Annotated in this window: 2 protein-coding genes; both read right to left on the bottom strand. The window is 31.1% G+C overall.

From position 1 onward, the window contains the following. Nucleotides 1–46: 46 nt before the first annotated feature. Nucleotides 47–3,940 carry a hypothetical protein gene (locus AB8M93_RS17275; RefSeq protein ID WP_373060020.1) on the bottom strand — a complete coding sequence of 1,298 codons (3,894 nt, stop codon included), beginning with the start codon at nt 3,938–3,940 and terminating at the stop codon, nt 47–49. Between the two features lie 10 nt (nt 3,941–3,950). Continuing rightward, on the bottom strand, nt 3,951–8,507 hold the full coding sequence (locus AB8M93_RS17270; RefSeq protein ID WP_373060018.1) for a hypothetical protein: 4,557 nt from the start codon (nt 8,505–8,507) through the stop codon (nt 3,951–3,953). Between the last annotated feature and the right edge of the window lie 9 nt (nt 8,508–8,516).

Raw genomic sequence — 8,516 nt, 5'->3', positions numbered from 1 at the left:
TCATAATAAATATTATTTTAGAGCAAAGCTACCGGTCGAAAGTCAGCTAATCAAGATGCAGTTGGTGGGGTGGATACTCACTAGCTATACTTTCTTCCCTTTCCCATTTAATATAGTTTCTTGGAATTCTTTTTAAATCTGAAATAGAATTATTTAGTATTTCAGTTGGTATCCATTTTTTATGCCTTTTGGGATCTAAACTATAATGTAATTTTTCGTCTGCGGTATTAATTGCAGATGCCATAAAATCATTCGGAGTTGGAGGCAGTACCGAACTTTGAAAAATTTGGAATTTACTTTCTATCTCATTCGAGAACTTACCGAATGAAGATGAAGTCATTATTGACCAAATAATCAATTCTTTAAATCCACCACCAACTGGAATAAATAAATCTTGCTCATAGATAAGGTTTTCAGTAATTTTTATTTCCTTTTCAAGAATCTGATTGGAAAGTATAAATGAAAGAGAAAGTGGTGAACCAGATGTTGTAGGATCTTTGTATATTTCTTCAACAATTTCTATTACATATTCATTTGAAATTGGGCTTGTTATTGGTTTAATTTTAGCTAAAAGATAACCAGTTGTATATTTAATTGCAATTGTTATGGGGATATTATATTTTTCTGGCTTAACATTAGTCTCAAATTTTACTTTTTCAAATTTCGAATTATTTAATTTTTTAAAACTTACCGCTGTAAAGGCAACACTGAAGTCAAAATTATTACTTAGTCTAAGCCTTGTCTGAAAAAGGTGATACTTAAATGCTTCGGCTTCATTTTTTAATGGTTGAAAATTTGAGAAAATGCTGTTGTATCTGATTTTAAAATGTTTCAATCCTCTGAACCCAATTAAATCATTTGAAATAATATTTTTATTAGATTCACTTGTAAATAGGAAATAACGCTCCTTATCTGATTTGTTTTTTTCAGGGAATATTTTTTTATTAAGATTGGATAGTTCATTTTTCAAAATATGCCTAGTGTCAGATAAATCAAATTTTGGATTAATGTTACATCTATACAATGCGGAATCAAGCATGATGTTCTGACTATGTGTACAAAGTAGGTCCTGCTCATTGGTCTCAAAGACTACAGTTTTTTCTAATATACCGTCTATTTCGACTTCTTTAATTTTACTTGGCGTTGTAAGTATATTTGATAATACTAAGTCTCTATTAATACCCTGGATTCCAAGAACTGGTTTTGCAAAATTAAAATCTTCTTGTTGAATTAATAATTGTCTCGGAGCAAATTTATTTGCAACATGTAAGGAATCGGTAAAAGCTAAGTTACTAATAGATGGTGTTTCTTGTATCTCTTTTACAGGGTAGTACTCATATGTCGAGGTGACATTACTATCTAATTGCTCAACAATAAAAAGTTTTCGTTTATCATCGTTATTTATCCAAAATTGTTTTTGAGTATCTTTTATTTCAAAATTTATTAGAGCTATATAGTCAAATCCTTTATCAATATTCTGTAAGATTAATTCATGCTCCCAAACTTCATTCGGATTATTATTTGATAAATTCACAAACGACTTAAATGATAACCAATTTGAATTATGCTTAAAGATTTCTTTTAACCCAATTTTCCATTTCTCATTTTGTAATTGGGTTGGCAAAGTTGCAATAAACCTATCAATAAAATTATCTAATTCATTATCGGGAATATCTCTAGATTCTGAATTATGAGGTTTTCTTATATATAAAACATTAGCAATAAGACTAGATGTCTTGATGCGTTCCTTTTTTGAAAGATCCACTGATGGCGGATTTGTTTGCTGGATTTCCACATAATTACCCAATGAACCTATAAATGGACTTTCCCATTTAATCTTAATTTTATTGGTTTCTTCATCAAAGATACTGGTAATGAAATCCTTCTTCTCAGGTGTGTTGGATGGGGCAGTTTGTAGAGAAGAACGAAATTTGAAATAAAACAGATTTGTCGGTACACTGTTGGATGTCTCCTTTGAAATAATTGGAATTGGTTCGCTTTCTTGGCCGAAAATATCGACAGAAGTTGCCCAGAATCGGTAACCTTGTGGTTTTGACTGAGGTAAGCTACCTCTCCATAAATTTGGAGCCCAATTCGGTTCTAAAGATTCATTAAAAGGGAATTTATCCCATGTTAAAGGTAATGTTGGATCATACTTGTTTTTAAAGCCCTCTCTTATATTTAAATGATAAATGCATACATCTCCATTACCATCCTCTGATTTAGATTTAGGCATGAGCTCATATAACACTCTTCCATCTTCAGTTACATTCAAAATCTTTTCTGTATTTGAATTTTCACCTGCTTTCTGAAATGAAGGTGATTTGGGAGGATTACTTTGAAGTTTATTTATATTTTGATTTGTTGCTAAAAAATAAGGTTTAATATCCTTGGAGTAGGAGTATCTTCTTGATATAAGCCATGGTTTCAATTCATCTAACCCAGGATTGTTATTTGTATCAGTAAAATATCTATTTAAAGGTGAAGCACTTGATTCCGGCTCCCAAATACCGTAAATATTCACACCAGTAATGATGCTTGATTTCTCTTCATTTATTGTTCCATCTGGTTTTACTACAGGAAAATATTTATCATCTGGTTTAGTAGTTTTAAAAGTTACCCGACCATCGCCAGTTGATATTTCTAAATTTTCACTATACTTAATTTTATCTTGTAAATCCTGATCATTTTCAAATTCTGTTTTTATTCTTTTCAAATTCAAGTCATATTCTATTTCACTTGATTTTGGTTTATCTGGATTGCAACTAGTTTTGAAGCTTAATACATTTTCCAAACTGTTGCTCCCCTTATTTTTAATGATATTTAACTGAGATTTTAAATTGGGAATGTCTTCCAAAAAGGATTCATCATGTAGATCCCTCCAATCGTAAACTTTAGATTTATTTAATGTAGTTTTTGTTGGAGGAACATATTCAACACTTATCAAAATTTCATCGCCAGAGTCAATCCATTTCTTAATTATTGTCATTTCAATGTTTCCAATAGTAGTTCCAAATCCCAAGGCTTCTGCTAAAGGATACTGTTTTCCGCAATCATTTTCAACTCTGTTTGGTTGACTTATAGAAGGGCTACACCAATAATCGATAATATCCACACCCTGTCCAATTAAAATTGACAGTTGAGATTTTAAATTTTCTGCATTTGCTATATCAGTATTTATATTTTTTAAAAATTCAATGTTTTTAAAAAGTTTTAATAGAATCGAAGCATTGTTCCAAGCGCTAGTTAGTGTATCTTTGATCTCACTATTTGTGAATGTTTTTTTCGTTTTGAATTTATTATTTATGTGAAAGGTAAAAAGCTCAGGTATTTGATCTACTCTTTTTATTAATGAATTCTTGAAAGTTAAACTTTCCATTTTTTGAAATTCTTTTATAAAAATAGCTTGTAGATTTTTCGGTCGAATCTGATTAACAATCAAATAGCTTGCGAAGTTTTCGGCATAGGATTTTATTGAAACTTCTGAAAATAACTTATTAGATTCAAAATATCTATTATTAGTTAAAGCTACGATTGTTTTATCAAGTATTTTTTTCGAGTATCTACTTTGACTAGAATCGGCTAGTATGTGATAAATGCCAACGCCAGCATCTGGGTCGTTTTCTGGATTCCATTTTGGGTCGATAGGTTTTAAGGGCATACCTGACGTGGGAGGTGCAACCATAAGATAATTTAATGGTAGTATTTCAGGTAATATCAAATTACCTACTACTGGAATTTTATCAACAGCCCCATCAGCCTTTATGTATTCTTTTGAAAATTTGGTTCTTATGTTTAAGTAAAACTTGCCTTCAGGATTTGGAAAATATGTTACTTTATTCTCTTCTTTTATTTCATCAATAAACCATCGAACCAGAAATTCAAACTTCTGATTTTGTTTTTCTCTTAGGATGCCTATACAGTTTAAATCGAATGCCATATAAATTTGATTAAAATTGTGGTAAAAATTGATAATTAAGTGGAGCTGCCTCACAATGTCCAGAAATTACAGTAACTGTAATGTCTATTGATTTACACTTGGTCACACAGCCTATTTTGACACAGAATCTTGTACCGAACGAGCCGCCAATATGGGTAATGCCATTTTTAGTGCTGCCGCAAACTCTCATCCTTGCATAAGCACTTAAATAAACACCAGCCAATGTAATTCCAAAAATACTTACCTCAGCATATCCTTTTAGGTCTGCAAATACCTCACCCAGTATGGCATTTAGGTCGAAAGCCATATTCAAATCTCTTTTGATCATTGAATAATTTTCAAATATTGTTTCAAAGTATTCGGTCTCGATTGTTAAGTGACTATGGTAAGTTTGCAATTCATAATTATATGTAGAGTATATTTTATTTGCATATCTGTTTTTTAATTTAAGTGTTTCAAATCTAGATTCTTTGGTCATTATTTTAATAACAAGAACCCCACCTAAACTTACTTCTAGACCTGCTTTGCCTATACCAAAATTAATTTCATATTTCCAGCCAGCTTTTAACGCTGCAGCAAATAATAAATAGCCTTTGTCAAAGTCCAACTCATACATCACACCTGCAGCAACCATATTAGGCATTGGAAAAGTTGGGGGATACCAAGTAGCTTGGTTAGCTTTGCTCCAATCTCTTTCATATGCACTACCTCCAGTTTGAGGAGGCCAACCTAGGCTCCATAAAAAATATGGACTTCCACCAAAATTGGTTCCAAAGAAGACTTGCCCGGGCTGAAATACAAGGGATGGATTAACTTCTGTTGGGAAATAGAAGGTAGGTAATTGAAATCCTACTAATAATCTTTTCCTTACGAAATCTATCGAGAAAACAATTTGAACTTCATCCTTAATGCCAGGGATTTTAAACCAACCTTCGATTCTTAGCAACCCTTTTGATGAATATAATATACCTGTAATGCCTTTCGGTTTTTCTGTTACACTGCCATAAGCAAGTTTACCAGATGCAATTAGAGTCAAGCCTGTTTTATCAGAGTAATCAAATTCTTCAAGCCATTGGATTTTTTGTTCAAAATCAACAGGGCCTTTTAATGCTTCTATGCCTTTAAATGCACCGTTTATTACTATATTTTCAATACTTTTTAACCTGTCAGAGTTTTTAGAAACTAAAAACTCGGGTTCATGCAATTTTCCAAATCCGAGATTAATTTCTTTATCCCACCTAAGACCAAAAAGAGAAAATGGAATACCATTTTTTGAACCAATTTTTGCATAAATTTGAAAATCACCAAACATACTTGGTGCCGTTAGATTTAAAATCCCCATAAATGGTCGCCCACTTCCTTCATTAAGTGATTCTTTCTTTAAAGGCTCTCGTGGAAGAGATTGAGGATTTTCATAATATTTGGACGGATATGTACCACCCCATTTAAAGAGGCCTTCAATTTTTAGTTCATCTGATAAGGCAAGACTACCACCAACTCTGTCTAATTGAATATCAAAATCCCAACTACCAGATGCTTCATGGCTCAATACTATTTTGCCACCTACTTTTAAAAAGTTTTCCATTCCGAGGTTAAACTCACCAACTATTTCAAGAGTGTTTTTGTTAGAGCTATTTATAAAAATATTAACTACTTTAATTGCCATTGGCCATTTGCCAAATACCTTAATGTTTTTTGATGTATCTAAGAAAATAGAAATGACAGCAGCACCAGTTTCTAAATCAAAAGATGCTATAGTTTTTAAAACATGAGTTAAGTTAAGTTCGCCATCTATTTTTTTGTATTGCTCAAATATTGGGAGTACATTTATTAATTTTTCATCAGGAAAAAGTTCTATAGAAGCAAAAAGCTGCTTAAAATTAGTTTCGAATTTATTAAATCTTATATAATCAAAACCTGGGATTGTGTCAGATACACGGATTAGATTTCTGGATTCTGTAATTGGAGTAATAATAAAATTATCTATTCCTTTGTCATTAAATGTAATATGTGCATTTGCCTTAATACTAAATTTATGGTTATCTGCTGCTGTTTTAATGAGACCCAAAAAAACGTCAAAAGAAAATTTAGACAACTTACTTTCTTGCCCAATACATTCGATTTTGGAAATATTGAATTTTACTATTGAATTATCAACAATATTGAAACCTGTATAGTTGGGATTGCTTGTTATTGATTCTGGAATTCTAGAAATCCATGTAACTCCTTTTTCATCACGCCACCCAAATTCTAAAAATAAATTCCGATTAATCTCGTCAAGTAGTTTTTTTAATACTGTTGAAATTTTATTTGATGGCACTTGAACCATTAGTGGCATGTTCCTAAAGATAACGCCTACAAATTTCTCACTTGTTGGATCAATTTTCCCATTTGTAGCTTGATTTCCATTGTATGTTGGAAATAATAAAGGATATTTTGTTGTTATTTTTTTAAAACTGACAGGATTAAACCCGAAATTTTTGGATAAATCAATTCGACCTGCTTTGTTTTGGTCTAATCCAATACCAACTATAATATTTGAATTCGGAAAATTATTGTTAACGATGTCAAAGCAATACTTTGCACTTTCTCCTTTTTTCTTAATGACAAGAGGAATGCCTATAAAGCTTATAATTGGCCAAAAGCCTATAGAAGTTGGTTTTGCTTCAGTGGGTTCATCGATATTAATGTTGTCGTCAATAAACTTCTTAATTCTCTCATTGTAATTATAATATACTATAGTTAGTTCATTAACATTTTGATTTAGTAGCCATTCCTTAACCCTTGGGTCATTAAGATCTTCTTTCTTAAAATTTATATTTACATACTCTTTCCCTTTCTTTTGAAGACAGGTATAAATTTCTTTTGGATTAGCTGTTTCACAAATCAAACCTCCTGCTAAATATGCTGCACTAAATCCAATAGCCCCAGCATAAGCTATATAAATAAGTTTTTCTTTTTCTGCTTCGTTTACAGTTGTCGTGGTAATTATTGTGGATGTTACTTCTGTATTCTTGAATTTAAAGTTAGGAGCCGGTTTGTCATATAAGACGTCCAAATTCTGACTATCTAATATTTGAAATGAACTGGTTGTTGGGTTAATAGAAAATTTTTCAAGCCAATCTTCATTAGGATTAACACCATCTTTACCAATCTTAAATTCGACCTTGTTTTCTTTATAAATCCAATTTAGTTTATCGAAATTTAAATTCAATTGTGTTTTTAGATTACCTGGGGCAAAGGGTGAAGTTTCTAACTCTGGTGAATTTATTATAAATTTCTCGTCTTTTGTGTTTATTACAAAACTTGATTTAGTTGTGCTACCATTAACAACTAATGATGACGGAATACAAGGAATCTTTACCAGCCTTTTGTTTGATTCTTGAGTGTTTATTTTAGGAAGAACGATTGAATTTTGTTTTTCCCCCTTCACAGTAACACTATCGCCTGCTTGTAAAAAGAGTTTCTTTGAATTAGTATCTAACCTTAATACAGCAAGGTTTGCATCAAGTTTTACACTCGAACCTTTCTCATTATTAAGCCCCCTCACTTTAATACCGTAATGCAGATTGGTTAATGTTGGAGTTTCTTCTAAATTACTTTCATAAACAAAATGAGGTACATCTATAAACTTTTTGTCATTTAATTCTAGTATGTTATCATCATTTAGTGCGATATTATTAATCACCAAAGGATAATGAAATGTTAACCGTTTAGTATTTGTATAAAGCTTGGTTCGTAGTTCCAAGTGATTTACTAAAGGATGTGTTTTTGATATTGTAGTTTCTACATCTTTAAACTTTTGCGTAGTCAACCAACCGTCAGAACAAACTATGCTATCTATTTCAAGAAACGAAAAACCTACACCAATATTTTTATCTAACTCCCATTCAGAATTGTCATTAAATTGAACAAAATGGTCACTAGCCATTGTTGATAAAAATTTGAGATTTAGTTGGCCTAGCTCAAAATTTATAATTGTGTCACTGGATAAATTCACTGATACAGATTCAAAATCATCTAATGTAATTGAGGTGCTTGGAGAACCTGCAACAATACATATACCGTATGAATTATTTTCTAAATAAAAACCAAATCTACCAGTTCTGGGAGATTTTAACTTAGTTAATCTTAATGGAGGGTTATTGGTGTCAAAATATATATACGAGTTGTTAATATCAACATTTTGTATCTTACCAATAATTGACATTGCTAATTTTTCAATTGAAATTTCTAAAGAATTTGATTTTGAAATACCTATTTGCTTAATATACAGTATAGGTGAAATTTCATTACGGAACAATATTAAAATATTACTAAAATCAAAAATCCAAAAATCCAAAACCAAATCAATGAAATATAGAGAACCTTCTTTTAAAATACTTATTTTATCCAGTGGAATTATTAAGGGGTTTGATAAGTATTCATTTCCGTTTAAGGATAAACACAAGGATATTTTGCCTTCAATATAAAACTTTGATGAATTAGAATAAATCGTGCTTTCTCCTTCAACTCCCTGAAGTTTTATTATGCCATTAAAGTCTTTTGTAAGAATTGTAAAGCTCATAAGATTTAA

Source organism: Autumnicola aciditolerans (genome assembly GCF_041679265.1).
Taxonomy (GTDB): Bacteria; Bacteroidota; Bacteroidia; order Flavobacteriales; family Flavobacteriaceae; genus Autumnicola.
Note: the sequence above shows the minus strand (reverse complement) of the source record. Positions and strands in the feature narration are given on the sequence as shown.